This is a genomic window from Halolamina salifodinae, assembly GCF_017874235.1.
In the GTDB taxonomy this organism is placed as follows: Archaea; Halobacteriota; Halobacteria; order Halobacteriales; family Haloferacaceae; genus Halolamina; species Halolamina salifodinae.
This window is the reverse complement of the sequence record NZ_JAGGLC010000004.1, coordinates 12,583-37,409: the sequence shown is the minus strand read 5'-3', so window position 1 is coordinate 37,409 and position 24,827 is coordinate 12,583. Positions and strand designations below refer to the sequence as shown.

The 24,827-nt window shown below is 67.5% G+C and carries 30 protein-coding genes; 21 read left to right on the top strand and 9 right to left on the bottom strand.

Annotated features, from left to right (window positions below):
* Window positions 1-13: 13 nt before the first annotated feature.
* Complete coding sequence (locus J2753_RS09575; protein ID WP_209491729.1) at window positions 14-358, top strand: BsuPI-related putative proteinase inhibitor; 345 nt, start codon at window positions 14-16, stop codon at window positions 356-358.
* Here J2753_RS09575 and J2753_RS09570 read toward each other — a convergent pair.
* Window positions 347-1,297 carry an NAD-dependent epimerase/dehydratase family protein gene (locus J2753_RS09570; RefSeq protein WP_209491728.1) on the bottom strand — a complete coding sequence of 317 codons (951 nt, stop codon included), beginning with the start codon at window positions 1,295-1,297 and terminating at the stop codon, window positions 347-349. The genes J2753_RS09575 and J2753_RS09570 overlap by 12 nt on opposite strands.
* Window positions 1,298-1,399: 102 nt before the next feature.
* On the opposite strand from J2753_RS09570, the gene J2753_RS09565 reads away from it, so the two are divergent.
* The 5 genes from J2753_RS09565 (at window position 1,400) to J2753_RS09545 (ending at window position 4,972) form a co-directional block, all read left to right on the top strand.
* Window positions 1,400-1,969 carry a tRNA (cytidine(56)-2'-O)-methyltransferase gene (locus J2753_RS09565; RefSeq protein ID WP_209491727.1) on the top strand — a complete coding sequence of 190 codons (570 nt, stop codon included), beginning with the start codon at window positions 1,400-1,402 and terminating at the stop codon, window positions 1,967-1,969.
* A gap of 480 nt (window positions 1,970-2,449) precedes the next feature.
* The gene (gene tfe, locus J2753_RS09560) at window positions 2,450-2,971 is read left to right on the top strand and encodes a transcription factor E (protein WP_209491726.1); all 522 of its coding nucleotides are present in this window, start codon (window positions 2,450-2,452) and stop codon (window positions 2,969-2,971) included.
* On the top strand, window positions 2,971-3,657 hold the full coding sequence (locus J2753_RS09555) for a DUF2110 family protein (RefSeq protein WP_209491725.1): 687 nt from the start codon (window positions 2,971-2,973) through the stop codon (window positions 3,655-3,657). Before tfe ends, J2753_RS09555 begins: the two co-directional genes overlap by 1 nt.
* Before the next feature lie 4 nt (window positions 3,658-3,661).
* Window positions 3,662-4,450, top strand: coding sequence for a DUF5803 family protein (locus tag J2753_RS09550; protein ID WP_209491724.1), 789 nt, complete (start codon window positions 3,662-3,664; stop codon window positions 4,448-4,450).
* Window positions 4,451-4,534: 84 nt separating this feature from the next.
* Window positions 4,535-4,972: a DUF5796 family protein gene (locus J2753_RS09545; protein WP_209491723.1), complete on the top strand. Its 438-nt coding sequence runs from the start codon at window positions 4,535-4,537 to the stop codon at window positions 4,970-4,972.
* A 96-nt stretch (window positions 4,973-5,068) separates the two neighbouring features.
* Here J2753_RS09545 and J2753_RS14560 read toward each other — a convergent pair whose 3' ends face one another.
* Entirely contained in the window at window positions 5,069-5,203 is a 135-nt protein-coding gene (locus tag J2753_RS14560; RefSeq protein WP_281064203.1) for a DUF7128 family protein, read from the bottom strand.
* A gap of 166 nt (window positions 5,204-5,369) precedes the next feature.
* Here J2753_RS14560 and hisF point away from each other — a divergent pair, with 166 nt between their 5' ends.
* Window positions 5,370-6,185, top strand: a complete 816-nt coding sequence (gene hisF / locus J2753_RS09540) for an imidazole glycerol phosphate synthase subunit HisF (RefSeq protein ID WP_209491722.1) — start codon at window positions 5,370-5,372, stop codon at window positions 6,183-6,185.
* A 114-nt stretch (window positions 6,186-6,299) separates the two neighbouring features.
* On the opposite strand, the gene J2753_RS09535 is transcribed toward hisF, so the two are convergent.
* Window positions 6,300-6,587, bottom strand: a complete 288-nt coding sequence (locus J2753_RS09535; RefSeq protein ID WP_209491721.1) for a DNA-directed RNA polymerase subunit L — start codon at window positions 6,585-6,587, stop codon at window positions 6,300-6,302.
* 103 nt (window positions 6,588-6,690) lie between these two features.
* On the opposite strand from J2753_RS09535, the gene J2753_RS09530 reads away from it, so the two are divergent.
* From J2753_RS09530 to J2753_RS09495, 8 genes are all read left to right on the top strand, one after another.
* Window positions 6,691-7,470 carry a GHMP family kinase ATP-binding protein gene (locus J2753_RS09530; RefSeq protein WP_209491720.1) on the top strand — a complete coding sequence of 260 codons (780 nt, stop codon included), beginning with the start codon at window positions 6,691-6,693 and terminating at the stop codon, window positions 7,468-7,470.
* A gap of 76 nt (window positions 7,471-7,546) precedes the next feature.
* Window positions 7,547-8,422 carry a shikimate kinase gene (locus tag J2753_RS09525; RefSeq protein WP_209491719.1) on the top strand — a complete coding sequence of 292 codons (876 nt, stop codon included), beginning with the start codon at window positions 7,547-7,549 and terminating at the stop codon, window positions 8,420-8,422.
* The gene (locus J2753_RS09520; protein WP_209491718.1) at window positions 8,419-8,709 is read left to right on the top strand and encodes a chorismate mutase; all 291 of its coding nucleotides are present in this window, start codon (window positions 8,419-8,421) and stop codon (window positions 8,707-8,709) included. Before J2753_RS09525 ends, J2753_RS09520 begins: the two co-directional genes overlap by 4 nt.
* A 247-nt stretch (window positions 8,710-8,956) precedes the next feature.
* On the top strand, window positions 8,957-9,724 hold the full coding sequence (locus J2753_RS09515; RefSeq protein WP_209491717.1) for a helix-turn-helix domain-containing protein: 768 nt from the start codon (window positions 8,957-8,959) through the stop codon (window positions 9,722-9,724).
* 77 nt (window positions 9,725-9,801) lie between these two features.
* Window positions 9,802-10,560, top strand: a complete 759-nt coding sequence (locus tag J2753_RS09510) for an MBL fold metallo-hydrolase (RefSeq protein WP_209491716.1) — start codon at window positions 9,802-9,804, stop codon at window positions 10,558-10,560.
* A 493-nt stretch (window positions 10,561-11,053) separates the two neighbouring features.
* The gene (locus J2753_RS09505) at window positions 11,054-11,446 is read left to right on the top strand and encodes a type II toxin-antitoxin system VapC family toxin (RefSeq protein ID WP_209491715.1); all 393 of its coding nucleotides are present in this window, start codon (window positions 11,054-11,056) and stop codon (window positions 11,444-11,446) included.
* A 173-nt stretch (window positions 11,447-11,619) separates the two neighbouring features.
* Complete coding sequence (locus J2753_RS09500; protein ID WP_209491714.1) at window positions 11,620-12,132, top strand: hypothetical protein; 513 nt, start codon at window positions 11,620-11,622, stop codon at window positions 12,130-12,132.
* A gap of 89 nt (window positions 12,133-12,221) precedes the next feature.
* Complete coding sequence (locus tag J2753_RS09495) at window positions 12,222-12,581, top strand: hypothetical protein (protein ID WP_209491713.1); 360 nt, start codon at window positions 12,222-12,224, stop codon at window positions 12,579-12,581.
* A gap of 4 nt (window positions 12,582-12,585) precedes the next feature.
* Here the strand turns inward: J2753_RS09495 and J2753_RS09490 are convergent, their stop codons facing one another.
* Window positions 12,586-13,560 (bottom strand): arsenic resistance protein, encoded by a 975-nt coding sequence (locus J2753_RS09490; RefSeq protein WP_209492101.1) that lies wholly within the window; start codon window positions 13,558-13,560, stop codon window positions 12,586-12,588.
* 227 nt (window positions 13,561-13,787) lie between these two features.
* Between J2753_RS09490 and J2753_RS09485 the strand changes: the two genes are divergently transcribed.
* The 4 genes from J2753_RS09485 to J2753_RS09470 all read left to right on the top strand — a co-directional run bounded on the left by J2753_RS09485 (window position 13,788) and on the right by J2753_RS09470 (window position 16,846).
* Window positions 13,788-15,281, top strand: a complete 1,494-nt coding sequence (locus J2753_RS09485; RefSeq protein ID WP_209491712.1) for a sulfatase — start codon at window positions 13,788-13,790, stop codon at window positions 15,279-15,281.
* Window positions 15,282-15,710, top strand: coding sequence for a GtrA family protein (locus J2753_RS09480; protein ID WP_209491711.1), 429 nt, complete (start codon window positions 15,282-15,284; stop codon window positions 15,708-15,710). It abuts the gene before it with no gap.
* A gap of 150 nt (window positions 15,711-15,860) precedes the next feature.
* Entirely contained in the window at window positions 15,861-16,229 is a 369-nt protein-coding gene (locus J2753_RS09475; RefSeq protein ID WP_209491710.1) for a DUF555 domain-containing protein, read from the top strand.
* Between the two features lie 77 nt (window positions 16,230-16,306).
* Window positions 16,307-16,846 (top strand): CBS domain-containing protein, encoded by a 540-nt coding sequence (locus J2753_RS09470; RefSeq protein ID WP_209491709.1) that lies wholly within the window; start codon window positions 16,307-16,309, stop codon window positions 16,844-16,846.
* On the opposite strand, the gene J2753_RS09465 is transcribed toward J2753_RS09470, so the two are convergent.
* From J2753_RS09465 to J2753_RS09450, 4 genes are all read right to left on the bottom strand, one after another.
* Entirely contained in the window at window positions 16,843-17,715 is an 873-nt protein-coding gene (locus tag J2753_RS09465; protein WP_209491708.1) for a hypothetical protein, read from the bottom strand. The two genes, J2753_RS09470 and J2753_RS09465, sit on opposite strands and share 4 nt — an antisense overlap.
* Window positions 17,716-17,757: 42 nt before the next feature.
* Entirely contained in the window at window positions 17,758-18,738 is a 981-nt protein-coding gene (gene purM, locus J2753_RS09460; protein ID WP_209491707.1) for a phosphoribosylformylglycinamidine cyclo-ligase, read from the bottom strand.
* A gap of 459 nt (window positions 18,739-19,197) precedes the next feature.
* The gene (locus J2753_RS09455; RefSeq protein WP_209492100.1) at window positions 19,198-19,806 is read right to left on the bottom strand and encodes a metalloprotease; all 609 of its coding nucleotides are present in this window, start codon (window positions 19,804-19,806) and stop codon (window positions 19,198-19,200) included.
* A gap of 92 nt (window positions 19,807-19,898) precedes the next feature.
* Window positions 19,899-21,560 (bottom strand): TraB/GumN family protein, encoded by a 1,662-nt coding sequence (locus J2753_RS09450; RefSeq protein WP_209491706.1) that lies wholly within the window; start codon window positions 21,558-21,560, stop codon window positions 19,899-19,901.
* 83 nt (window positions 21,561-21,643) lie between these two features.
* Here J2753_RS09450 and J2753_RS09445 point away from each other — a divergent pair, with 83 nt between their 5' ends.
* Together J2753_RS09445 and J2753_RS09440 are read left to right on the top strand one after the other, a co-directional pair.
* On the top strand, window positions 21,644-23,011 hold the full coding sequence (locus tag J2753_RS09445) for a glycerate kinase type-2 family protein (protein ID WP_209491705.1): 1,368 nt from the start codon (window positions 21,644-21,646) through the stop codon (window positions 23,009-23,011).
* Window positions 23,012-23,051: 40 nt separating this feature from the next.
* Window positions 23,052-23,768, top strand: coding sequence for a winged helix-turn-helix domain-containing protein (locus tag J2753_RS09440; RefSeq protein WP_209491704.1), 717 nt, complete (start codon window positions 23,052-23,054; stop codon window positions 23,766-23,768).
* A 17-nt stretch (window positions 23,769-23,785) separates the two neighbouring features.
* Here the strand turns inward: J2753_RS09440 and J2753_RS09435 are convergent, their stop codons facing one another.
* Window positions 23,786-24,760, bottom strand: coding sequence for a DUF5794 domain-containing protein (locus J2753_RS09435; protein ID WP_321168807.1), 975 nt, complete (start codon window positions 24,758-24,760; stop codon window positions 23,786-23,788).
* Between the last annotated feature and the right edge of the window lie 67 nt (window positions 24,761-24,827).

Genomic DNA, 24,827 nt, shown 5'->3' with positions numbered 1-24,827 from the left:
GGGAACGGCGTCTGTGCTCGAAGCCACGCTCACCAGCCAGCCCCGCGGCGACTCGCTCGCGTTCGAACTCCGTGTCGAGAACCACGGCGACGAGGCCGCCGAGCTCTCTTTCCCCGACGCCCAGCGCCTCCGGGTCACGGTCTCCCTCGCGGCCGGCGGCGACGACGCGGACCCAGTGTGGCGCTCTGACGCCGACCGGATGTTCGCACAGGTGGTCGGAACCGAGACAGTCCCCGCAGGAGAGAGCGTCACGTTCGAGACGGCCTGGAAGGAGCCTGAGCCGGGCGAGTACCTCGCGGTCGGCGAAGTCACCTGCCAGGATCGAGAGATCCGGGACGAGGAGACGCTACTGACCTGATCGGCGGAGTTCGTCGTAGAGCTGTTCGGTCGCGCGCCGGACCGCTTCGTCGCTGTCCTCGGGCACGTCGTGGCCCAGTTCCGAGAGCTTCGTCGTGTCGAGGCGCATCTTCGGTACGTCGCCGGTCCAGCCGCGGTCCCCGCCGGTGAACTCGTACTCCGGGTCGAGGTCCATCACGTCGGCGACGATGTCGGCGATGTCGACGACGGAGGTGGTCGTCTTCGATCCGAGATTGTAGACGTTGTAGTCGTCCTCAGCATTCTCGACGACATCCCGGATCGCCGCCGCGCAGTCCGAGACGTGGAGGTAGGACTTCTCCTGCCGGCCGTCGCCGAGGATGGTGAGCGTCTCGGGGCCGTCCTGCAGTTTCTGGATGAAGTCCGGGATCACGTTGCCGCGCTGGCGCGGGCCGACGATGTTGGCGAAGCGGAACACCCACGACTGGATGCCGTAGGAGTTCGCGAAGGTGGAGACGACTCCCTCGTCGGAGAGTTTGGAGGCGCCGTAGATGCTGATCGGTTCGAGGGGACCGTAGTCCTCCGCGGTCGGCATCGGCGCCTCGCCGTACACCGTCGAGGAGGAGGTAAAGGCGAACGCCTCACAGCCGACCTCGCGCATGCGCTCGAGGACGTTGTACGTCATCTCGGTGTTCTCCTCGAACACCCGGCGCTCGTCCTCGGGGTCGTCGACGCGCACGTCGGTGTGAGCCGCAAAGTGGAACACGATGTCCGTCGCCTCGTCGATGACTTGTGCCACGTCGTCGGGGTCCAGCACGTCCGCCTGCGCGAAGGCGACATCCTTGGGGATCGCCTCGCGTTCGCCCTTCGAGAGGTCGTCGACGGCCAGCACGTCGTTCTCCTCGGCCAGCACGCCGGCGAGGTGCGAGCCGACCAGCCCCGCGCCGCCGGTCACGACTACGTTCTTGCCGCTGAGGTCCATATCCGGGGGTGTTCCGGTCGGGGGAAGTGCGTTCTGGTTGGGCGGCGGCGCCGACGGCTGGGAACCGAAAGCGCCACCCTTCCGCCCCCATTTCGCCCGAGTATGCAGGGATCGCCGGAGTGCTGCGTGCTACGGTTCGGCCATCGGCCCGGGCGGGACGACCGCATGACCACCCACGTCGGGCTGACGGCGCGCGCGCTGGGCGCCGACCGGGTGATCTTCCCGGACAACGCCAGCCAGTCCGCCGAGACGGTGCGGGACATCACCGGGCGCTTCGGCGGCCCCTTCGAGGTGGAACTCGACGGCGAGCAGCGCGCCACCATCCGGAACTGGGAGGGGACGGTCGTCCACCTCACGATGTACGGCGAGGAGGTCCAAACGGTTCAAGACGAGATCCGCGAAGTCCATACCGAGGAGCCGATTCTGATCGTCGTCGGTGGCGAGAAGGTGCCCTTCGAGGTGTACGACGAGGCCGACTGGAACGTCGGCGTCACGAACCAGCCCCACTCGGAGGTCGCCGGCCTCGCCGTCTTCCTCGACCGTCTGTTCGACGGCGACGAACTCGACCGCGAGTGGGAGGGCGGCGAGCAGCGCGTGCTCCCCATGGAGACCGGGAAGCGCGTCGTCGACCCCGAGGAAGTCGACGAGGCCGGCGCCGTCGACGAGCAGTAGTTTTCTAGCGCATTTTCTGCGGCGGCGCGAAGCGCTCGCAGAGCGAGAGCGGAGCTCTCGCAGGCAGTGCGGGCGACGCACGGGTCGCCCGCACGACGCCTCCGTGCGCGACGCGAGCGCGAGGGACGAAGGAGCGAACGGAGTGAGCGAGTGAGTCGGCTGGGGAGGTCTGTGGGTGGTGCTGTCGGGTGTTCCCGTGAGCGAAGCGAACGGGAGCCAGCGAGGCGCGAAGCGTCTCGCGTGGGGCTGAAAGGGGCTGTTCGCTCGGCGACGGACGACGACGTAAGCACCGCAGCGAAGTGAGGAGCGCAGCGAGACGCCCGAGCCGAGCGAACAGGGGCTTTCACAGTGTTGCTGACCCACTCAGTCTCGTTTCCAACGAAGCAACCGAGCACCACCCATCCCTCTCTGTCCGCAATCCCCACTAATCAGGCCCATAACCCACAACGTTGAAGCGCGTGCCCCTTTTACGTCACCGTAATGGCTTTTGAGGAACTCTTGGAGGACCCGGTGATTCAGAAGTACCTCCACGACTTGGTCGGCCCGACGGGGATGCCCGTGGCGGCGGCGCCCCCCGACGGCGAAGTGACCGACGAGGAACTGGCCGAAGAACTCGGCCTCGAACTCAACGACGTGCGCCGTGCGCTGTTCATCCTCTACGAGAACGACCTGGCGGCCTACCGACGGGTCCGCGACGAGGATTCGGGCTGGCTCACGTATCTCTGGACGTTCCACTACGAGAACATCCCGGAGAACCTCGAGGAGGAGATGCACCGGCTCATCGACGCCCTCGAAGGGCGTGTGGAGTACGAGACCGAACACCAGTTCTACCTCTGTGAGAACTGCTCGCTGCGCTTCGAGTTCGAGGAGGCGATGGAGTTCGGCTTCGAGTGCCCCGAATGTGGCACCCAACTAGAGTCGATGGAGAACTCCCGCATGATCGAGGCCATGGAGTGGCGCCTCGACCAACTCCGCGAGGAGCTAAACGTCGAGGCCGCCTGATGGTCGTCCTCGCAACCAAATGTTACGTCGAGGGCGACGCCCGCGAGCGCGCACTCGACTCGCTCGACTCGCTGGTCGCCAACGACCTCGCGGAACTCGACATCGACTGGACCATCGGCGTCCTCGACGACGAGTTCGTCTCGGTCACCGTCGAGGGAGACGACGAGACGGTCGCCCAGAACCTCCTGCGGGAGCGCTGGGGGGAGGTCACCGACCACTTCGACCACGGCGAGACGTACGTCGGCACGCTGCGCTACTGGAACGACGAGGGCTGGGTGCTCGACGCCGGCCAGAAGATCGACATCTCCCGGGACGACCTCGGTCTCGGGCCGGGCGACCCGTCCCAGATCCGCGACCGGTTCGGCGTCGTCCAGCACACGCCGCTTGCGTTCGTCTACGACGAGGATGGCGACCACCGCCTCGCCGACGAAACGCAGGACATGCTCTACGGCTGGACCCGCGACGAGGACGGCGAGACCGGCGGGCGCCTAAACGTCAACTCCGCGACCCGGGGCGAAGTGCGCGCCACGCTCAACCGCGCGGGCCACGCCCGGGACGTCGTGACCGTCGAGCGCCTCGGCCTGCTCGAACAGAGCGTCGTCTGTACGGAAGGGACCGACCCGCCGGGCCTGCTCGCCAGCGTCGGCGAGTACCTGCCGGCGGAGCTCAAGTGCGTCGTCCCCTGAGCCGATGAGCCGTCGACGCCTCGCGCTGCTCGCGCTCGCGGGCCTGCTGGTGCTGAGCGGCTGCCTCGGCGGCATCGGCGGCGGCCCGGCCAGCGACGACCAACTCGACCAGCCCCCCGAGACGGCGTACGACTGGGACACCAACACTGACGTCTCCATCACCGTCACCAACCAGACCACCTACCGCGCGGTGTACGACGTTTCGGCGTTCAACGAGAGCATCAGGCTCGCCGAGGGCGGCTTCCTCGGCACCGACACGCCGGTGTCGATCCGGTCGCTGCGCTATCGCTACCCCAACGGGACGGTTATCAACGGCTCGAAGTTCGACGAGCACGGCGGCTCCGTGGGCACGCAGGACAACGCGCTCGTGATCGAACCGCCGGCTGACGACGGCAAGATGGCCTACTCGGGCGACGGCACGCCCAAGCAGTTCTCCCACCCGATTGCCGTCGAGGAGGGCTCCTACACCGTCGTCCTTCCGGAGAACCGCGAGACGTCCGTGCCGCTGTTCGGCCGCATCGTCCCCGCGCCGGACTCGACGATCACGCTGGACGGCCGACTCCACATCGTCTGGGTCCAGGCCACCGGCGAGACGCTGCTCGTGCGCTACTACCTCCCGCGTGACGTGCAGCTGTTCGGCGGCCTGCTAATCGGCCTGGTCGGCGTCGGCGTCGCCGGCGGCGGCTACTACTGGCGGAAGATCAAGGAACTCCGCGAACGCCGGGAGGAGATCGGACTCGACGTGGATATCGAGCACGACGACGGCGACGGCCCGCCACCGGGGATGGGCTGACCGTTTCGCCGCCGCTCTCGCCTCGCTTCTCCGCTGACGACCGCGCGTCGCGGCCCTTTTGCGCCCGCAGGCGGTAGTCCGAGTATGTCCAACCGGAACGACGTACCCCCGGGAACCGTCGGCGTCGACCTCCGCGAGGAGGGCGTGGTCGTCGAGTACGCCGACGGCCGCGAGACGCTCTACCGGGGCGTCCCCACCGTGAAGGAGGGCTCCCTCCGGACCGGCCCCGGCAAGGAGTGTCACCTGCTCGTGACCGACCCGACCGAGACGGAGGGCGTGATGCTCTACATCAACGACCTGAAAACCGAAGACGAGATCCTCGAGGACACCGGCGTCGGCCGGGTGATGCTCGACCCCGGGGAGAGCGAGGAGGTGTTCCCGGGCGTCACCGTGCGCCACGGCGAGGCCCGCCGGATCGAGGTCGAGGCAGACCCCGAAGTCGCCCGCGGCCGCGTGTTCGTGTTCGTCGAGGACGACTGGGGCGAGCAGAGCTTCGAAATCGTCGGAGAAGGGGACGACTGACGGCGACGGCGTCGACGGGAGTCGGCGCAGCGATAGCGACGGCGGGGCGCGCCAGTGGTGACGGTTGAGCGCGCCAGTGGTGACGGTTGAGCGCGGCTACTGCAAGTACGAGGGATCGTCGCCCGCACAGTTGTCCTCGTGCTGGCTGGCGTCGCCCTCGTCGTCGAACAGGAGGCCACAGCTCTCACACTGGTACCACGTCATGCCGTCGCGCTCCGTTGCTTCGACCATGCCCGGACGTGGGGACGGACACCGTAAATCGCTTCCGGCGAGTGGCACGCTCCCGTCTCGGGGTTTTCTCTCGGCGCCGGACCGCCAGTTCCGTAACGTGCAAATGGGTGGACCGCCCAGCCTCGGGTATGCGCGGAGCGCTCACCGAACCCGCCCAGCCCACACAATGACGCTCACCAAACGGGTCATCCCCTGCATCGACGTGGACGTTGACGAGAACGGCGAGCCGGCAGTGTACACCGGCGTCAACTTCGAGGACCTGGAGTACACCGGCGACCCGGTGGAGATGGCCAAACGCTACAACGAGGCCGGCGCCGACGAGTTCGTCTTCCTCGACATCACCGCCAGCGCGGAGGGCCGCGAGACGATGCTCGACACCGTCTCGGCGGTTGCCGACGAGGTGTTCATCCCGCTGACCGTCGGCGGGGGGATCCGCACCACCGACGACATCAAGGAGACGCTGCGGGCCGGCGCGGACAAGGTCAGCATCAACTCCGGCGCCATTGCCGACCCCAGCCTGATCAACCGTGGCGCCGAGGCGTTCGGCTCCCAGTGTATCGTCATCTCGCTCGACGCGCGCCGGCGCTACGACGAGCAGGGCGAACATTACGAGCGCGTCAACGGCGAGTCCTGCTGGTTCGAGTGCACGGTCAAGGGTGGCCGCGAGGGGACCGGCCTCGACGCCGTCGAGTGGGCCGAGGAGGCTGCACAGCGCGGCGCGGGCGAACTGTTCGTCAACTCCATCGACAAGGACGGCACCCAGGACGGCTACGACATCCCGCTGACTTCCGCGGTCTGTGACGCCGTCTCGACGCCCGTCATCGCCTCCTCAGGCTGTGGCTCGCCCGCGGACATGTACGAGGTGTTCACCGAGGCCGACGCCGACGCGGGGCTGGCGGCGTCGATTCTGCACTTCGACGACTACACGATCCAGGAGGTCAAGCAGTATCTCGCCGAGCGGGGCATCCCGGTCCGTATCTGAGTCGCAGCGCACGCTTCGGCGGGCTGTCGCCATTCAGGCACCGCCTGCCGGAGCGCCGATGAGTCGACGCCGGCAGAGAGTCACCGACCAACCGCGGAGATGGCCGAAAGAAGTTCAGGCGGCGGTGTCTTCGAACGCGGTACGCAGTTCTTCGGTTTTCGTGCTCACGCCGCCGGCGGCCTCCTCGAGCACGTCGAGGGGGTCGGCGCCGCCCTCGGTCGTGATCGAGAGGATCGGCTCGGTCTGACCCCCCGACTGCTCGGGGTTCACGTCGTAGGTCGCGGCGGCCACGTCGTCGTTCTCCAGCAGGGTCCCCTTGAGCACGTTCATGAACGTGTGCCCTTCGCCGGCGACCTCGATGCGGAGTTCCTCCTCAGTCTTTTCGATGACCCGCAGTTCCATGCCTCTGGATTGTCGGGGTCCGCGTTTGAGTGTTACGCCTCGATGACGCCAAAGTGCCGGCCGAACCACCCCGATTCAACTACGCCCAACCCCAGCAGCCGGTATGGACGCGTTCGCCCCGGCCAGCGTGACGGCCGTCTTCGCCCCCGACGACACCGAATCCGGCTCCCGCGGCGCCAGCGTCGCCCTCGAGGACGGCGTGACCGTCTCCGTCGCCGCCGCCGAGGAGACGACCGTAACCGTCGACGGCGAGCCAGCCAGCTTCGAACCCGTCGCGGGGGTGCTCGAGCGCCTCGGCGTCGCCGCCGCCGTCGACGTCCAGCCAGACACCCCTATCGGCGCGGGGTTCGGCGCCAGCGGCGCCGCCACGCTCGCGACCGCGCTGGCCGCGAACGCACAGTTCGACCTCGGAAACTCCCGAGATGAACTCCTCAGCCACGCCCACGACGCCGAGGTCGACGCCGGCACCGGCCTCGGCGACGTGTTCGTGCAGGAGGCCGGCGGACTGGTCTACAACGTCGGGAACGGCCGCCAGCGCGTCGAAACCGACGAGCCAGTCGAGTACGCCTCCTACGGCGGCCTGCCGACCGCGGACGCGCTGGCCGACGAGGAACTGATGGCGACCGTTCGCGAGGAAGGCGGCGCGGTGCTCGACTCGCTGCCCGATCCGCCAACGGTTCGCGCGGTCGTCGAGCGCTCGTGGCCGTTCGCGCGGGCGCTGGGCCTCCCGACCGAGCGCGTGGTCGAGGACGTGGCGCGCGTCGAGGCCGAGGGCGGCGTCGGGACGATGGCGATGCTCGGCGAGACGGTCGTTGCCGTCGACTGCGAGGGCGTGCTCCCGAACCGGACGCGGGTGTCGCCTGCGGGCGCTCGGCTGCTGTAGGTCACCCGACTGCTGTCGGTCGCCCGACACTGTCGGGACCACCAGCTTCAAGCCCCGGAACGCCCCCGGTAGGGGCATGGACGGCCACGCCGCCGCGCCCGGTGCGGGCACGGTGCTCAACGCGCTCGCGACGGGTCGGGGTTCGGCGTTCGCGCTCGACATCGAGACCGCCGCGCACGTCGACCTCGACGGCTCGGGCGGGATGTCCGGAGCCATCGACGGCCAGCCTGACGCCGATACCGAACTGATCGAGCGCTGCGTGACCCTGGCGGTCGAGCGCTGGCGCGACGACGCACCCGTCGACGTTCCGGACGCCCCCGGAGGAACGGTCCGGACCGAGAGCGAAGTGCCGACCGCTGCGGGCCTCAAGAGTTCCTCGGCAGCCGCCAACGCAACGGTACTCGCGGCCGCCGACGCACTCGGCCTCGCCGGGGACATCGACCACGAGGCGGCCTGCCGGGTCGGCGTGCAGGCCGCGCGCGAGGCGGGCGTCACCGTCACCGGCGCGTTCGACGACGCCAGCGCGTCGATGCTCGGCGGCCTCACCGTCACCGACAACACCGCGGACGAACTGCTCGCCCGCGAGGAGGTCGACTGGGAGGCGCTGATCTGGACCCCGCCGGAGCGCGCCTACTCGGCCGACGCAGACGCTGACCGCTGTGAGTTGGTGGCGCCGATGGCGGAGTTGGTCGAGGACCTCGCGCTCGCTGGGAAGTACGGTCAGGCGATGACGGTCAACGGCCTCGCGTTCTCGGCGGCGTTGGGGTTCTCGGCCGACCCCGCTGTCGAGGCGATGCCTCACGTCGACGGCGTCTCGCTTTCCGGCACGGGACCGAGCGTCGTCGCCGTCGGCGACGCCGCGGGACTGGACGCCGTCGCGGAGATCTGGGGCGAGCACCCGGGCGAGACGCTGCGAACCGAGACGCGGACCACCGGAGGACGCTATCTATGAGTGAACGCACACCCGACGACATGACGCTGGACGAACTGCGCGAGGAGATCCAACAGATCGATCAGGAACTGGTCGAACTCATCGCCCAACGCACCTACGTCGCCGACACCATCGCCGACGTGAAGGAGGAACAGGGGCTCCCGACCACCGACGAGGCACAGGAGCAGGCGGTGATGGACCGCGCGGGCGAGAACGCCGAGCGCTTCGATGTCGACTCGAACCTCGTGAAGGCGATTTTCCGGCTACTGATCGAACTGAACAAGGTTGAGCAACGAGAGAGTCGATAAGCGAGAGAACGACTATTTCAGGTCTTCTAACTGCGTATTAGTGAGATAGGAGTCGATTCACGACGCCACCTTACGAATTTTCAGACTCGATGAGCAGCCGGAAGATTTGACGCAAGTCTCGTTGCACACGCGGCCACGACGACCGTTTCATACAATATGCCGGATTTGTCACACAATGACCGATTATCGTTAAGTATAGAGAATACACCTAACAGGCTTTACCCGTTGAGCGAGAACGTACAGTATCTTGCGCGAGTTCGTCTTTACAGTCGAATACGAGGCAGGGGCTGACGAGGTGATGGATCTCTTCATCGAACATGCAGAGCTGTACGCCCGGTCGATGGAGATCAATGCGACCAGCGAGACAGTGTGGGGAATCGACAAAGTCGTCGGCCCAACTACTGTTCTCGACGAGCTTGACGACCGGCTAGAACGCGTCGCCAATGATCCGAATACAACTGGGATGTGTGGTGCGCCCGTGACCGAGTACGAGTACACGATCCTCTCGTCGAACCCGGAGTCACGGAAAATCCACTCGCTTCGCCGGGAAGGCGACGGCCCGCGATCGATCCCGCTCGTCGCCGCGAACCATATCGGCGAGGGGTTGATAATGCGATCGGAGCGTCGTGGCGACCAATTCCGATGGCGCTTGCTCATCGACGAGCCTGTCACAGCGATTCACGAGGAAGTCCGTGAGAACCTTCGGGAGGGACTGTCGCTTACTGTCGAACGCCTCGGCACGCCGCCGTGCTTGCTCGAAGACGGTCGCGTCCAGCAAACCCTCACGCCCGAACAGAAGTCAGCACTTGAGGCTGCAATCGAACGCGGGTACTACGAGGAGCCACGGCAGCAGTCGGTCACCGAAATTGCTGCCGACGTAGACGTGTCGCGTTCGACGTTCCAGTACCGTCTCAACCGAGCGGAGGCGTGGCTGGCACAGCAGTTCGCCGCCGATTCACTCGACATCGACCTCGACGTAGATCTGGATCCTGAGGATATCGAGTTCATTCAGTGAGCGAGTGGCTGAACGCCACGTCGGTTGGAATATGTCGAAATAAATCCTACCCCGATGGCCCTCACAATGGTACCTGTATGCCAACAACTGGTACTAACGTGCAGCTGATTCGCAACGCCACGATTCTCGTGGACGTTGGCGACACGACGTTCCTCGTCGATCCGATGTTCACGCCGCAGGGCGAGATGCCGACGGTGACGGACAACCCTGCCGTTCCCGAGTTCCTTACGACAGCGAACCAGAAACGGAACCCACTCGTTCCATTGCCGGACGTGAGTTTATCGTACGACGCCGTGGTCGTCACGCATCGCCACCCCGATCACTGGGACGAGGCGGCCAGAGAGGAACTCGACGCCGACGTGCCACTGTTCTGTCAACCCGAGGAGGCCGAGGCGTTTACCGATGAAGGCTTTGCCGACGTCCGGCCTGTTGACGACGAGACCTCCTTCGACGGTGTCACCATCTACCGAACGCCGGGCCAACACGGACATGGCGAGTTAGCCGAGGGGATGGGCCCGGTCTCGGGCTTCGTCTTCGAGGGCGACGAGACGGTGTACGTCGCTGGCGACACGATCTGGTACGAACCGGTCGAAGAGATCCTCGACCAGTTCGAGCCCGACATGGTCGTCCTCAACGGCGGCAAAGCACAGTTCGAGCAGGGCGAACCCATCACAATGGGCGTCGAAGACATCTCAGCTGTCCGCGAGGCCACCGATGCCACCGTCGTCGTCGTCCACATGGAGGCGATTAACCACTGCTTGCTGTCGCGCGAGGAACTGCGAGCGGAGACGGAGGACGTACACGTTCCTGAAGACGGGGAGCAGATCAGCCTGTAACGCGAGAAGGCTCGTCTGACCAAGGGTACGACTTTAGAACACGTTCTTTCAGGCTCGACACGGCATGGGCTTCCTCCAGCATCAGCGACGTGAGATTGCCGGCTTTGACCACACTGCTACAAGCGGGTTACTGGGATACCGGTAAAGTACACGAAAGCGTGTTACGTGAGTTATTGAACTGAACAAGGTCGAACAGCGCGAGAGCCGGTAGTACGACCAGTCAGATGCGTTTGTGTACTCTCCCGGATCGGGAATAGGGGATGACCAGCCAAACTGATTTACTATTAGCTCCGCTATTATACTATATGGGAAGCTACGCGAGGCCGCCAGATTGGCCAAAGTCGACTGAGGGGAGTGACGAACCGACAACTACGCTCGGTGGCTCTGATACGGACGACGGATCGACAGTCAAGCTCGGTGATCTACTGTCCGGCCGACTGGAAGATGTTGATGTCGACTCCGTCGAGGCGGTTCGTGAAGCCCGAGAGCGTCGATGAAGCTGTTCATCGATACGAACGTATTCATCGCCAGCATTACTGATGAGCCGGGCCGTGGCGAAATAGCGACTGACCTCCTAAACGAGGACTACGAGTTTTGCACATCGATTCTCAACCTTATGGAGATTCGGTCGGTGTTGACGAAAAAGAAGCGTGTTGAGCAAGAACAAGTTGAGGAACTCCTAGCCGATATCTACGGACGCGTCGATATCTATGCGCCGGAAATCAGCGACCAAATTTCGGCGTACGGTCTCCAGCAAGACACGCTACTGTACACGCTCGACTGCATACTCCTCGCCCTTGCCGAGGATGTTGACGCCACTCTAGTCACGTTCGATGGCGAACTACTGGAACATGGTGCAGTCCAGCCAACCGAGTTGATGGAGTAGTTTGGGATCTGGGAACTTTCTATTGTATCTGTCCCTCTATTCGAAAAATTCAAGAAGGTCGAACAGCGCGAGAGCCGGTAACGGTCCCTCGTCGGTCGAACGGCCGGATGGCCGGAGTTTCTGGTACACACGTCGTAACTACTGTTTTCCACGTTTCGCCCGCATCTGGCGGCATGACTGGCCAACAGTCCGACACCGCGCAGCGGTCCGCTCGGCACACGCTCACCACGCTCGGGGTCCTCCGGTCGGCGGGTCGCGGGGTCGTCGGTGGCCTCGTCGCGACTGTCCTGATGACACTCTACCGGTTCCCGACCTTTCGGGCGGTGCCGCCGACGGCCGAGTTCTGGGCGACGTACGTCGCCGGAGGGAGGGCCGAAGAGTACCCAATCGAGGGGCTGGCGCTGCACCTGCTCTACGGCGGCGCCGCAGGCGGCCTGCTGGGGCTGGCGTTCAGCCTCGTCGACGTCCGGACGGCGCGGAGCCGTCGATTCACCGCCGTCACGCTCGCTGTCGGCTACAGTCTCCTGCTCTCAGTGTTCGGGACGCGGGTGGTGTTCCGACGACTCCTCGGCGAGGAACTCGACGACGGCGAGCGGATGGTGTTCCACACTGGCCACGTCATCTTCGGCCTCTCGCTCGGGACGTGGCTGCAGTCACGCGAGGGACGCGGCGAGGTCTACGAGTGAGCGGTGGGGACTCCTCCGTAGGGTCCCGGCCCGGGACGAGGTTCCGATAAGCGGGGGCTAACTATCCACCGGCGGGCCGGGTGACCTGTATGGCACTACTCGACTCGCTCATCGTCTTCATCGTCAGCCTCCTCATCGGGGCGTTGGGTATCTACGTCGGCGCCCAACTCGTCACCGGCTCGAAAGACTACACGTACGCCATCGTGACCGCGCTGATCGGCGCGATCATCTGGGCCGTCGCCGGCTTCCTCTTTGGCTGGATACCGCTGCTCGGTCCGGCGCTGGTCTTGCTGGCGTACATCGGCGTCATCCACTATCGCTACCCCGGCGGCTGGTTCGCGGCCGCCCTCATCGCCCTGATCGCGTGGATCGCGACGCTCGTGGTCCTCTACATGCTCGCCCTGATGAACATCGGCGCGTTCGAGGCCGTCGGCATCCCGGGGGTGTAACTCCTCAGTTTTCGGCTGCCGATCGGTCCGGCACCAGCCACCGCGGCACGACCCGAGTCAGCGCGACCATTCCCGCCAGTTCCACGAGCGTCTGCGTCACCACCACTGCGGGCACCAGTTCGTAGCCCGCCGGGAGCGCCAGCGCCAGCGGAAGCACCACCAGCGAGTTCCGCGTGACCGAGGTGAACACGAGCGCACGCTGCTCGCCGACCGGAAGATCCAGCCGAGCACCCACCAGCCGCGCTATCGGCGGCATCACGACCAAAAACGCGACGTACACCGGGACGGCCGCGGCGACCTGCCCAAGCGAGTCGCCGATCCGGGGGAGCTGAGAGGCGATGACCACCAGCAGCGTCACAGCCAGCATCGGTACAGGGAGCCAGCCCATCGCCGCCTGCCACGACGCGCCGCGGGGCGAGCGCTCGGCCCACGCCTCAGTCAGCCACGCCAGCGAGAGCGGCAGCGCGATGATCAGCAGGAACGCCTCCAGAAACGGACCGATCTCGACCGCTGCGGCCGCTGTCGGCCCGAGGAACAGCCAGAGGTACGCTGGCAGCGCCAGCAGTTGCGCGAGCAGGAGGGCGGGCGTCGTCGCCGTCACCTGTTCGGCGTCGCCGCCCGCGAGGCCGGTGAACGTGATGACGTAGTCGATACAGGGCGTCAACAGCACCATGAACACCCCGAGCAGTAGCGCGGGGCGGTTCGGGAGCGCGCGCGTGAGCAGCCAGACCACCGCCGGAACGACGAGGAAGTTCGTCGCCAGCGCGGCGCCGACGAACCGGCGGTTCCGGAACGCCCGGCGCAGACGAACGAACGGCACCTCGAGGAACGTCACGTAGAGCAGCACCGCGAGCGTCGGGTCGATCAGGCCTTCGAGGACCGGCGCCGTCGACGGCCGACCGACCGCGAGGGCGACCGCCAGCGCGACCGCTCCGGCGTACACCGCCACCTGCCGTCGCTGGAGCCACTCGCGGGCCATCGCCCGGCCGTTCTCACCCCGGCGGGAAACAGTCGTCGCTACCACGCCGATCCGGTCGGAACGAAACAGTAAAGCCCGTAATCCCCCGACCTACGCAGTAACCCCCCTTGCTCGGACGGGGGAACGCGGTACGTCGATCCCGTTCCGAGCCTGACGCCGGCACGTGTTCGCGGTGTCGAACCGCGAGGCAGCCGATCACGCCGTCGGCGGAGGGGACCCACACATCCATGGCTGACTCCGACATCTCGAACGTCGTGCTCGTCACGGTCGATTCGCTCCGGGCGGACGCGCTCGGCGCTTACGACGGCGACCGGCACTCGCCGGTCCTCAACGACCTCGCGGACCGCGGGACGACGTTCGACAACGCGTTCGCCAACGGCAACTGGACCCCGTTCTCGTTCCCGTCGATCATGGCCTCTCGCCCCGTGTTCGCCGACACCGGCCGCATCGGCGTCGACGGCGCGGCGACGCTGGCCGAGACGCTCGACGACGCGGGCTTCGCGACGGCCGGCTTCAACGCCGCCAACGGCTTTCTCACCTCCCACTGGGGCTACGACGACGGGTTCGACGAGTTCGAACCGTTCGTCGCCAGCGTCGGCTCCAGCATCTACAGCAAGTATCTCGCGACCCATCCGACCGTCGAGGCGTGGCTCCAGTTGGCTACCTCGCCGGCCCGGCGCCTGAGTTCCTGGCTCCGCGGGGGCACCGACGACCGACCGTTCATCGACACCTCGCGGATGTTCGACGTCGAACACGCCGCGACGGAGTTCGTCGAGTCCACCGACGACCCGTTCTTCCTCTGGATCCACTACATGGACGCCCACACGCCGTACGTCCCGGCGCCCCGCTACATCCGCGAGGTGTCCGACGGCCTGCTGGGTACCCACCGGATGATCCATGCCCACACTCGGACGGGGCTGGGCTGGAACGTCGGCGAGCGCACGCTCGGGGACCTCCGGACGCTCTATCAGGCCGCCGTCCGGCAGGTCGACGCCAGCGTCGGCCGCGTGCTCGACTCGCTCGAAGCAGCGGGCGTCGACGACGAGACGGCCGTCGTCGTCGCCGGCGACCACGGCGAGGAGTTCCAGGAGCACGGCCACCTCGCGCACTACCCCAAACTGTACGACGAACTGATCAACGTCCCCCTGATCGTCGACGCGCCCGGCGCCGACGGCGGCCGGATCTCCGGGCAGGTCGGCCTCGACGCCATCCCCCCGACGGTGGCGGACCTGTTGGGCGTCGACACGCCCGAGGCGTGGCAGGGGAAAAGCGTCGCGCCGAGCGTACTCGACGGCGAGGCGCCCGCCGACGAGCCAGTGGTCTCGGTCACGGTCCGGGACGAAGAGGTCACGAGCCAGCCCATCCCGCGCTCGCTCGACGACGGGGAGCTACTGATCAGCGTCCGCGACAAGGACTGGACCTACATCGAGAACATCGGCGAGGGACCCTCTCCGGACAATCAGACGCGGTCTGACGACATCGATGCTGACTCCGAGGCTGATGCTGCCGACGGCCGGGAACTCTACTACCGCCCCGACGACCCCGACCAGCAGGAGAACCTCGCTGTGGACCCGACGCCGGAGGAGCAGGCCGTGATCGAGTCGTTCCGACCGCTCGTCGACGCCCACGCCGACCTGCTCCGCGCGAGCGAGGGCGAGGAGACCGCTGGCGCGGTCGACGAGGACCTCCAGAACCGGCTGGAGGCGCTGGGCTACCGATAGATGCTCCGCTCGTACCTCAGAAGTCTCGTTTCGGGGCCGGTGGCCGTCCAACTCCGGCGCTACACGGTGGTCGGCACCACCACCGCCGGGGTACAGATGCTGCTGCTCTGGCTGTTCGTCGATGTCACCGCCCTCAACTACCTCGTCGGCGCCACGGTGGCCATCGAGATCACCATCGTGATGACGTACGTCCTCAACAACGCCTGGACGTTCGCGTCGATCCAGAACACCGGCCGCCGGAACTACCTCGTCGGCCTGCTCAAAACCAACCTCGTGCGCGGGACCGCCATCCCCATCCAGTTGGGGGTGCTCTACGCGCTAGTCGACTGGCAGGGGATCCAGTACCTCATCGCCAACGCCGTCGCCATCCTGCTCAGCGGCGTCTATCGCTACGTGCTGGACGTGAAGTGGACCTGGGGCCGGACCTGACCCCGCGTGCGCCATCGGAAGCCGACGACGCCGACCGAGGAGCGGGACCTTCGGACCTCCAGCATAAGGGCGATCCACAGGGGGCCGCCAACCACTCAGCGGTCGTCCGCGCTTCGCTGGAGTTAACGTGCACAGGCCACTTCTCCCTGTATGAGCAACTATCACGTCGTGATGGAGGCTGCGTGGCTCGTGCGAGACGTCGAAGGTATCGACGACGCCATCGGCGTCGCCGTCTCGGAGTCGGGTCGCCGACTCAACGAGGCCGACAAGGAGTACGTTGACGTCGAGGTCGGTCTGACCGACTGCCCGGCCTGTGGCGAGCCGTTCGACTCGGCCTTTATTGCCGCCAGCACCGCGCTGGTGGGGCTGGTCCTCGAGATCGACATCTTCAACGCCGAGAACGAGGAGCACGCCACCCGTATCGCGAAAAGCGAGGTCGGGGGCGCGCTGCGAGACGTTCCCCTCGAGGTCATCCAGGCCATCGAGACCGGGGAAGGCGACGAGGAAGGCGAGGAGTAAGACTAGTTTGGGGCGCGATGGACCGAGTCCCGGCGCGCTCCGAAACGCTTTCAAATTACCCCTAGTTATTAGCACGTATGGAACTGCCGACACCCGAGGACCTTCGCGAGCGGCGGAACGCGGTGGGGCTGACCCAGTCGGCGCTGGCCGACCGCGCCGATGTCTCCCAGCCGCTGATCGCCCGCGTCGAGAACGACGACGTCGACCCGCGACTCTCGACGCTCCGGCGAATCGTCGAGGCGCTCGACGCCGCCGAGGGCGAGGTCGTCCGGGCCGCGGACCTGATGCACGAGAACGTGGTCAACGTCGGGCCGGACGACTCCGTCAGCGACGCGGTCGACCTGATGGACGAGGAAGCGTACTCGCAGCTACCGGTGATCCAGAACGGCGTCCCCGTCGGCTCTATCTCCCAGTCCGACGTGGTCCACGCCGGCGAGAACGTCGGCGACCTACCCGTCGCGGACGTGATGAGTGAGTCGTTCCCGACAGTGAGCGCCGACGCGACTGTCGACGAGGTGCGGAACCTGCTCGACCACTACAAAGCCGTCATCGTTACCGAGGGCGGCGAGGCGGTGGGGATCATCACCGAAGCCGACATCGCGAGTCACCTCTCCTAAGGCGTCGACGTCTTGTCTACGACCTCGATCTCGCCGCCCCGGTCACCCACGGGCGTGCGGAGGTCAAGCGAGCCGGTGTCGCCTGCCTCGTTCAGGCCTGATTCCGGCCCGTACTCCCTCGTCCACGTCGCCGACTCGCCCGGATCAAGTTCGAGTTCGAAGGGGTACGGGTAGACGGCGTACTCCACCCCGGCGACATTGAGCACGCCGCGGAACGTCCCTGTCGTCTCCCCGATGTTCTCTGCCGTTACGGATACGCTAAACTCCTCATCGGTCTCGACTGTCTCTGGGTGCTCGAAGGAGACGATGTCGAACGTCGGGAGTGGCTGGCGGAGTTGAGTACTCACTGCATCAGAGAGCCCCCAGCCAACGTCACCGACGACGATTCTGATCGACTCGGCGTCGAGTTCGGCGGGTACAGGAAACAGTAGCCAGCCACCGTTTTCGTCGTATGGGCTCCTGTCGAACGATGGCCCCGACGGCTGTCGAGTTCGGTAATCCCGGATGGGTTCGCTCACCGTCTCGCCGTCGGCGACGATCGAGAACTGCGTTACAGTGGGCCGCGATTCACTGCTGATGCCGAACTCCGCGAGGAGGAATCGCTCACCCTCGCGTGTGGCGACGCCTTTCGTGTCGGCGCTCTCCTGATAGACGAAGGACGACTGGGTGGTGACGCGGTTGAGGGTCACCTCGGCGCCGTTGACGTTCACTGCTTCTCCGACCTGGGCCGGAGTGGCTGTGGCCGCCGGCGTGGCTGTACCGGCTGTCGTCGTAGTCGTTCCTGACAGCGTCGACGCTCCGCCGTTGTCGAGACAGCCACCGAGCGAGAGCGACCCGGCCACGACGAGGTACTCGCGTCTGGAGGGCATGTTTCTACGACCCGCCCGGCGGATAAATACTTTCTCGGGAATCTACAGCTCCAGCCCGCGGATCGCCACGCCCTCACCTTCCTCGACCTGCCCGATCAGGCGCCCGCCGGTCTCGGCGACCAGCGAATCCGCCTGCTCGGGATCCAGCGCGGCGACGAACCCGGTGCCCATGTTGAACGTCCGGTGCATCTCCTCGTCGCTCACGTCGCCGAGGTCCTCCACGAAGTCGAACACTTCCTGTGCGGGCCACGGGTCGTCGACGACGTAGCGGTGGTCGCCCAGCCGTTCGAGGTTGGTCCAGCCGCCGCCGGTCACGTGCGCGGCGGCGCGCACGCCGTGCTCGCGCATGGGGTCCAGCAGGTCGGTGTACAGTCGCGTCGGTTCGAGGAGGGCGTCGCCGACGGCGTCGTAGCGCTCGCCGGGGTAGGGGTCGGTGTACTGGTACTCGCGGGTGACGGCCTTGCGGGCCAGCGTCAGGCCGTTCGAGTGGATTCCTGAGGACTCCCAGCCCACGAGTACGTCGCCCGGTTCGGCGCTGCCGGGGAACACCGCGTCCTTCTTTGCCAGCCCCGCGCAGGTGCCCGCGAGGTCGAGACCCTTCACGACCTCCGGCATCACCGCCGTCTCGCCGCCGACCAGTTCGAGGTTCGCGGCCTCGGCGCCGGCCGCGAGGCCCTCGCCGATCTGTTCGGCGAAGCGCTCGTCGGGTTCGTCGACGGCGAGGTAGTCGACGAACGCCACCGGGCGCACGCCCGCAGCCACGAGGTCGTTGGCGTTCATCGCGATGCAGTCGATGCCCATGGTGGAGTAGTCCTGCATGGCCTCGGCGACCAGCAGTTTCGTCCCGACGCCGTCGGTCGCCAGTGCGAGGTAGCGGTCGCCGATGTCCAGTAGCCCGGCGTAGTCGCTGTCGGTGCCCTCGCCCGCGGCGCCCGCGGCGCCGACCAGGGCGGCCGTCGCCGCCTCGCTGTCGGCGATATCGACGCCCGCGTCGGCGTAGGTCAGCCCCTCCTCGTCGGTCATGGCTGAAGCGGCGGGAGGACGGCGCAAAAGTCCACCGCTCCGACTCTTCACTGGGTGAGTGTTCGGGGTCTGTGCCAACACTACTGAGGAGGCCGTTGTTGCTACCGCGGACACAACCGCGGAGTTCCCAAGGACACTTGTGACCGCACCGCCCCGCACCGCGGCCACAGCCTCCCCAGCCGACTCGCTCCAATACAGTCGCTCGTCCCTCGCGCTCGGTTCGCGTCCGTCGACGCGAACGCATCGCGCCCCCGCCGGCCGCGGGGCGGTCGCGGTGGACGCCTCGCGGGCGCCCATGGTCGGCGCCCGCGGGGGGAGGGGTGGGGAAAACGGGCTGCGCCGGGCCTCGTGCCCGGCGCCCTGCGGTCACAAGTTGCCAACGAACGAGATGCTGTTGCGGTCGCTGACCAAGCAACCCATTCCGGCAAAAACGAAGCATCACTGCCTATCCAAGCCGACTCAGAAGCCGATCCCGAGCACGAACACCACGTACACCGTCACGGCGACGCTCGGCAGGAACACGGCTGCCCAGACCGCCTTGCTCCAGCCGATCACCGTCTTCCCGTCGAGTGCGCCGAAGGGGATCAGGTTGAACGCCGCGAGAAACAGGTTCACTGCGAGTCCCCGACTGCCCAGCAGCGCGAGCACGTCGACGCCGCCGACGACGCCGAGGATCCAGATCGGGACGAAGATCACCGCCAGCGCGAGGTTGACTGCGGGGCCAGCGAGCGCGATAAGGCCGTGCTGGCGCTCCGTGACCTGACCGCGGTGGTGGACCGCCCCGGGCGCCGCGAAGATGAACCCCAGGAAGGCGCTCATGATCGCCAGGAACAGCATGTTGTAGTCCGCGCGGAACGCGGCGATGTTGCCGTAGCGCACCGCTGCCACCTTGTGGCCCAGTTCGTGAAGCAGGAACCCCACGCCGGCCGTGAGCAGCGAAACGACCAGCGCGATGATGAACGCCGTGGGGCTCCCGGTCACCAGCGCGATAGCCTGATTCCCGCCGCCTTCGAAGAAGATGGCGAACGCAAAGCCCAGCGCCAGCCACGCGATCAGCAGGTCCTGCATCTCCTGGGCGGAGAAGCGCAGCGACGGCTCCGGGTCGAATCGGCCACCGGGGCCGCCCTGACCCCCTCGCCGCCCGCCGCCGTTCGGGGCGCTCATGCAACCCACCCCCAGACGATCCGGGCGCCGTTTTGGGCGCCGTCGATCAGCAGGTCAGGCACTGCGCCGACACCACCCAGGTCGCCGAAGAACGCCGGGAGCACGTACAGCGCGAACAGGAAGGAGGCGACGAAGCTCCCGACGTTCGTGAGGCCGACGATCATGATCAGTTTGAACAGCGGCACCTCGAACATCTGCCCGAGCAGGTCCGCAATCGGCGTCTCCTGATCGTCGAGCAGGCGGTTCAGCGTCTCGATGTCGCCGACGTTGACGGTGGTGTAGCGCAGTTCGACGTAACCCGCGAACCACCCCGGGGCGAGCAGCGGATTCACGGAGGTGAGCCACGCGACCGACCCGCCGACGAGTGCGGAGGGCCAGCGTGCGCCCGCGAGGCGGGCGAGTCCCGCCGCGAACACGCCGTTGACGACGAACCACGCGCCGAACAGCTCCAGCAGGAAGCGGTCCTCGACGCCAGCCAGCGCCAGGAGCACGAAGAAGGCCACGAAGGCGCCCGTGATGGCGACGGCGAGGATCTTCCCCCACGGGAGCAGGCTCTCCTTCTCGCCCGTCAGCGTCTCCTTGGGCGGCAGCGTCTCGGGGTGCTTGAGGTAGCTCTCGATTCCTTCACGGTGGCCCGCGCCGACGATGGCGACGACGTTCTTCCCCTGTGCGCGCAGGTCGACGAGGTTGTGCGCGATGAACGCGTCGCGCTCGTCGATCAGCGCCTCGGCGCCGCCGGGGGAGAACTGCCGGAACTCCTCCATCATCGCCGTCACCACGTCGGTGTCGGTCAGCTCAGCGGGGTCGAACGCCTCCTCCATCCCCTCCTCGGCGCCCTCGTCGACGAACAGGCTCATCGTGACGGCGACGACGGCCCCGACGACCAGCCCCGCTGCGAGGCCGAGCGTCATCGACCCCACGGCGGTGATCACGAAGTCGCCGAGATACTGGCTCACCAGCGAGTCGGTCAGACCGAGGCTGGCACCGACTGTGCCGACGGCGAACCCACCGCCGCCCGCGAGACCCAGTGCCAGTGCGTCGTCGTCGAGCGCGCGGAACGCGACTTCTGAGAGCAGGTAGCCCGAGAGCAGCGCCAGCAGCATGCCGCCGGTGAGGCTCACCAGCAGCGACTGGGTGACGCCGACGGCGCCGCCGAGGATGCCCAGTATCGGCCCGACCATGACCCCAACGAGCAGGCCGAACATCACACCGCCGATCCGGGGGTCGGTGATCCCGAATGCCAGCGAGCCGACCACTCTCAGCTTCTCGAACAGCGTCATGCGGTCCCAGAAGCGCCGGACCGTCTCCTGGATGTCGCGGTCGACCAGCGAGACGTCGATGCCCAGATCCTCGGCCGTCTCGACGGCCGCCAGCAGTTCGGCGCCGGGTTGGATGTCGAAACGGTCGCCCATCCGGGCCTGCACGTAGGAGAGCATCCAGTACGCGAGGAACTGGAAGACGGTGTTGCCCTCCAGCAGGTCGCCCGCAGAGAGGTCCTCCGGCTCCTCGCCGCGCATCTGGTGGTAGCGCCCCTCGTCTAACTCCACGGCGACCGCGTCCGGGCGCTCGGCCTCGATGGTCTCCTCGACCTCCCGGACGCTCTCGGCAGAGACGTGCGCGGTCCCGACGACCCGCACGCTGCCTTCCGACTCACTCATTTCCTCGGCTTGGGCGCCCGCGGGCCTTTACCGTGACGAAGCCCGCCCGAACCGTTTTGCCCCCTGGGCCCGCGCTCTCTCACGTGTTCCGGAACCGCGAGACCCACGCCCGCTCGCCCGCCCACGAGACGGCACTCCACTGTCTCGCGGCCGGTATCCGCGGCGCCGACCCCGAGCGCGCGACCCGCGACGCGCTCACCGCCGTCGACGACCGCCTCGAGATCAGCACCGACGATCGGACCTCACTCGACCTCCCCGATTTCGACCGAATCCTCGTCCTCGGCGGCGGCAAGGCCGCCGCGGGCGTCACCCGCGCCATCGAGGCCTGCCTCGGCGACCGGATCTCGGACGGCCTGATCGTCGTCCCCGAGGCCGACCCCGCGGTCGGCGACACCATCGGCGCCGTCGCCGTCGCGGGTGGCGGCCACCCCGATCCGACCCCCGAAGGCGCCCGCGCCACCGAGGAACTGCTCGAACTGGCCGAGTCCGCCGACGAGCGGACGCTCGTGCTCGCGGTCGTCACGGGCGGCGCGAGCGCGCTGCTCGCCGCGCCCGCGGGTGATCTGTCGGTCGGGGACCTCCGTCGATCCGGGCGCGCGCTGCTCACCGCCGGCGCCGGCATCGAGGAGATAAACGCCGTCCGGAAGCACACCTCGCGGGTGACGGGCGGCCGACTCGCCACAGCGGCCGATCCGGCGACGGTCGCCACGCTCGCAGTGAGCGACGTGGTTGGCGACCCGCCGGGCGTGATCGGCTCCGGCCCGGCAGCGCCGGACGAGACGACCTACGAGGAGGCCCTCGACGTGTTCGCGCGCTACGGGATCGACGTGCCGGCGGTTCGCGACCATCTCGAGGCCGGCGACGCGGGAGCGTTCTCGGAGACGCCCGGTCCGGACGAGCCGGCCGTCGTCGACGTGCCGACGCACGTCGTCACTGGGAACCGGACCGCCATCGCCGCGGCCGCCGCGGCCGCCGAGGACTGGGGCTACGACGCCTGCGTGCTCTCGACCAGGGTGCGCGGGAGCGCCCGCGGCGCGGCGCCAACCCACGTCGGCGTCGCTGAGGAAGTGGCCGCGGCCGGCGACCCGGCCGACCCGCCGGCAGTCCTACTCTCCGGGGGCGAGACAACCGTCGACGTTCTCGGCGAGGGCGAGGGGGGCCCGAACACGGAGTTCGCGCTCGCAGCGGCGCTGTCGCTCGGGGAGAGCGACGCCGCGCCCGACGAAATCGTCGTCGGCGCCATCGACACGGACGGCAACGACGGCGCCACCGGGGCCGCGGGAGCGCTGGTCGACGCCGGCACCCTCGACGATCAGGCCGCGGCGCGCACGGCACTCGACCAGAACGACTCGCTGGGTTATCTCGACTCGCTCGACGCGGCGCTCCTGACGGGTGCGACCGGGACCAACGTCAACGACCTCCGGGTGCTGGTCGTTCCGGGCGGGGCGTGAGGGAACAACGTTTCAACCTCCGGGGTGATAGCGGGACTGTATGGTCGATCTGTTACCCTCCACCCCGGACGCCGACCCCGACCCCGAACCACGGGTGCTCGGCGTCGACAGCGACGAGGCGGGCGAAACCCTCGCTGCGCTCTCCTCGGACACTGCTCGGGGCATGCTGCGCGCGTTCCACGGGGATCCCGACACCCCCTCGGGGATCGCCGACCGACAGGACATCTCGCTGCAGAACGCCCAGTACCACATCGGCAATCTGGAAGAGGCCGGCCTGATCGAGCCAGTCGACACGGTCTACTCCGAGAAGGGCCGCGAGATGCAGGTGTACGGCCCCGCCGACGCCCCGCTGATCGTCTACGCCGGCACGGAGGACGACACGACCGGGCTCAAAGCCGCGCTCTCCCGGCTCATCGGCGCCGTTGCGGCGCTGGGACTGGGGAGCGTGCTCGTCCAGGCGTACGTCGGCGACCTGCCGTTCCCGTTCGGGACGGCCGGGAGCGGCGGCGACTACGACACGGCCGCTGACGCGACGGCGACGCCGACAGCCACCTCGACGCCGACAGAGACGGGGCTGAGCGTCGCCGAGGTGACTGAAACGACGACGGAGCAGGCTGCGGCCACCGCCACGCAGGCGCCGGAGGCGACGGTGACTGCCGAGAGCGCCACCGGCCTGCCGCCGGGGCTGCTCTTTTTCCTCGGCGGGGCGGCGGTGCTACTCGGCGTCGTGGCGGTCTGGTGGCTCCGACAGCGCTGAGCCGAAAAAGGACCTATTTAGAGGTACGGCGGGCGTTCGGGCTCGGCCGTCTCGGCGTTCTCGGCCGGGCCGTCTTCGGCCTCGGTCTTCGTGCCGCCGTCGGCGCCGAACACCGTCTCCTCACGCTCCTCCGGGTAGCTCCGCGCGGTTAGCTCCGCAGGGAGGTCGACGGGGCGGTCCTCGCTCCCCGCGTCGGCAGTGTAGTCGATGGCTGGCTCCGTCGGCGCCGCGGCGGCGTCGATGCTGGCGTCCGGGTCGTAGGCGAACACCGCGCTCACGACCAGCACGGCCAGCGCGACCGGCTGTTGGACCGGCATCAGGCCGAGCACTTCGATGGCGAGCATCCCGAGCGCGACCGAACTCCCGAAGCGGAAGCGGTCGAGGTCGACGACGCCACGGAGCTGTGGCGCCGCGAGCGCGACGCCCAGCGCGAACGCGATGCCCGCGCCGGCGGCGCCGGCGGCCGCGAGCAGCGTCGACGGCTCGATGGTGACGACGAGTTCGGCGCCGGCCGGGCGGACACTCGCGACGAGCCCGAGCGCGATGACCGTGCCGGGGCTGGGGAGGTAGGTGCCGATCTCGGCGCTCGCGGTTTTGGCGGCGATGGCGAGGATCACCACGGCCGCAAAGCGCTGGAAGGTCGCGAAGTCGAGCACCGAGCGGAGCGTCTCGGCGAACGCGGCCTCGACGACGGCGACGGGGATCAGGACCAGCCCCAGAAGCAGGACGGAGCTGACCTTCTCGGCGCGCGAGCCGTCCATCTCCGCGAGGATGACGGCCACCGTGGCCGACCCGCCGAAGATGAGGAGGCCGGTCTGGAGCATGCCGGCTGGGTCGAGGGCGCCGGCTTCGGTCGTCAGCGCGCCGGCGATGACCAGCGCGGGGAAGATGCCGTCGACCAGCGGCAGGCCCATGACGGTTGCGAGAAGCTTCGTGGGGCCCCGGACGCGCTGCTGTAGGCGAAGCGCGATCGGGTGATCGGAGACACTCACGACTAGCTAGCGGCCTCACCCGTGGCCAAACGGTGGTGTGACCCCGATTCAGGATAGCCGCGGTGGC

Excerpts from the sequence above, each read along its gene's own strand:
- J2753_RS09570 (WP_209491728.1), bottom strand. The coding sequence starts at position 1,297 with ATGGACCTCAGCGGCAAGAACGTAGTCGTGACCGGCGGCGCGGGGCTG.
- J2753_RS09565 (WP_209491727.1), top strand. The coding sequence starts at position 1,400 with ATGCAGGGATCGCCGGAGTGCTGCGTGCTACGGTTCGGCCATCGGCCC.
- tfe (WP_209491726.1), top strand. The coding sequence starts at position 2,450 with ATGGCTTTTGAGGAACTCTTGGAGGACCCGGTGATTCAGAAGTACCTC.
- J2753_RS09555 (WP_209491725.1), top strand. The coding sequence starts at position 2,971 with ATGGTCGTCCTCGCAACCAAATGTTACGTCGAGGGCGACGCCCGCGAG.
- J2753_RS09550 (WP_209491724.1), top strand. The coding sequence starts at position 3,662 with ATGAGCCGTCGACGCCTCGCGCTGCTCGCGCTCGCGGGCCTGCTGGTG.
- J2753_RS09545 (WP_209491723.1), top strand. The coding sequence starts at position 4,535 with ATGTCCAACCGGAACGACGTACCCCCGGGAACCGTCGGCGTCGACCTC.
- J2753_RS14560 (WP_281064203.1), bottom strand. The coding sequence starts at position 5,203 with ATGGTCGAAGCAACGGAGCGCGACGGCATGACGTGGTACCAGTGTGAG.
- hisF (WP_209491722.1), top strand. The coding sequence starts at position 5,370 with ATGACGCTCACCAAACGGGTCATCCCCTGCATCGACGTGGACGTTGAC.
- J2753_RS09535 (WP_209491721.1), bottom strand. The coding sequence starts at position 6,587 with ATGGAACTGCGGGTCATCGAAAAGACTGAGGAGGAACTCCGCATCGAG.
- J2753_RS09530 (WP_209491720.1), top strand. The coding sequence starts at position 6,691 with ATGGACGCGTTCGCCCCGGCCAGCGTGACGGCCGTCTTCGCCCCCGAC.
- J2753_RS09525 (WP_209491719.1), top strand. The coding sequence starts at position 7,547 with ATGGACGGCCACGCCGCCGCGCCCGGTGCGGGCACGGTGCTCAACGCG.
- J2753_RS09520 (WP_209491718.1), top strand. The coding sequence starts at position 8,419 with ATGAGTGAACGCACACCCGACGACATGACGCTGGACGAACTGCGCGAG.
- J2753_RS09510 (WP_209491716.1), top strand. The coding sequence starts at position 9,802 with ATGCCAACAACTGGTACTAACGTGCAGCTGATTCGCAACGCCACGATT.
- J2753_RS09505 (WP_209491715.1), top strand. The coding sequence starts at position 11,054 with ATGAAGCTGTTCATCGATACGAACGTATTCATCGCCAGCATTACTGAT.
- J2753_RS09500 (WP_209491714.1), top strand. The coding sequence starts at position 11,620 with ATGACTGGCCAACAGTCCGACACCGCGCAGCGGTCCGCTCGGCACACG.
- J2753_RS09495 (WP_209491713.1), top strand. The coding sequence starts at position 12,222 with ATGGCACTACTCGACTCGCTCATCGTCTTCATCGTCAGCCTCCTCATC.
- J2753_RS09490 (WP_209492101.1), bottom strand. The coding sequence starts at position 13,560 with ATGGCCCGCGAGTGGCTCCAGCGACGGCAGGTGGCGGTGTACGCCGGA.
- J2753_RS09485 (WP_209491712.1), top strand. The coding sequence starts at position 13,788 with ATGGCTGACTCCGACATCTCGAACGTCGTGCTCGTCACGGTCGATTCG.
- J2753_RS09480 (WP_209491711.1), top strand. The coding sequence starts at position 15,282 with ATGCTCCGCTCGTACCTCAGAAGTCTCGTTTCGGGGCCGGTGGCCGTC.
- J2753_RS09475 (WP_209491710.1), top strand. The coding sequence starts at position 15,861 with ATGAGCAACTATCACGTCGTGATGGAGGCTGCGTGGCTCGTGCGAGAC.
- J2753_RS09470 (WP_209491709.1), top strand. The coding sequence starts at position 16,307 with ATGGAACTGCCGACACCCGAGGACCTTCGCGAGCGGCGGAACGCGGTG.
- J2753_RS09465 (WP_209491708.1), bottom strand. The coding sequence starts at position 17,715 with ATGCCCTCCAGACGCGAGTACCTCGTCGTGGCCGGGTCGCTCTCGCTC.
- purM (WP_209491707.1), bottom strand. The coding sequence starts at position 18,738 with ATGACCGACGAGGAGGGGCTGACCTACGCCGACGCGGGCGTCGATATC.
- J2753_RS09455 (WP_209492100.1), bottom strand. The coding sequence starts at position 19,806 with ATGCAGGACCTGCTGATCGCGTGGCTGGCGCTGGGCTTTGCGTTCGCC.
- J2753_RS09450 (WP_209491706.1), bottom strand. The coding sequence starts at position 21,560 with ATGAGTGAGTCGGAAGGCAGCGTGCGGGTCGTCGGGACCGCGCACGTC.
- J2753_RS09440 (WP_209491704.1), top strand. The coding sequence starts at position 23,052 with ATGGTCGATCTGTTACCCTCCACCCCGGACGCCGACCCCGACCCCGAA.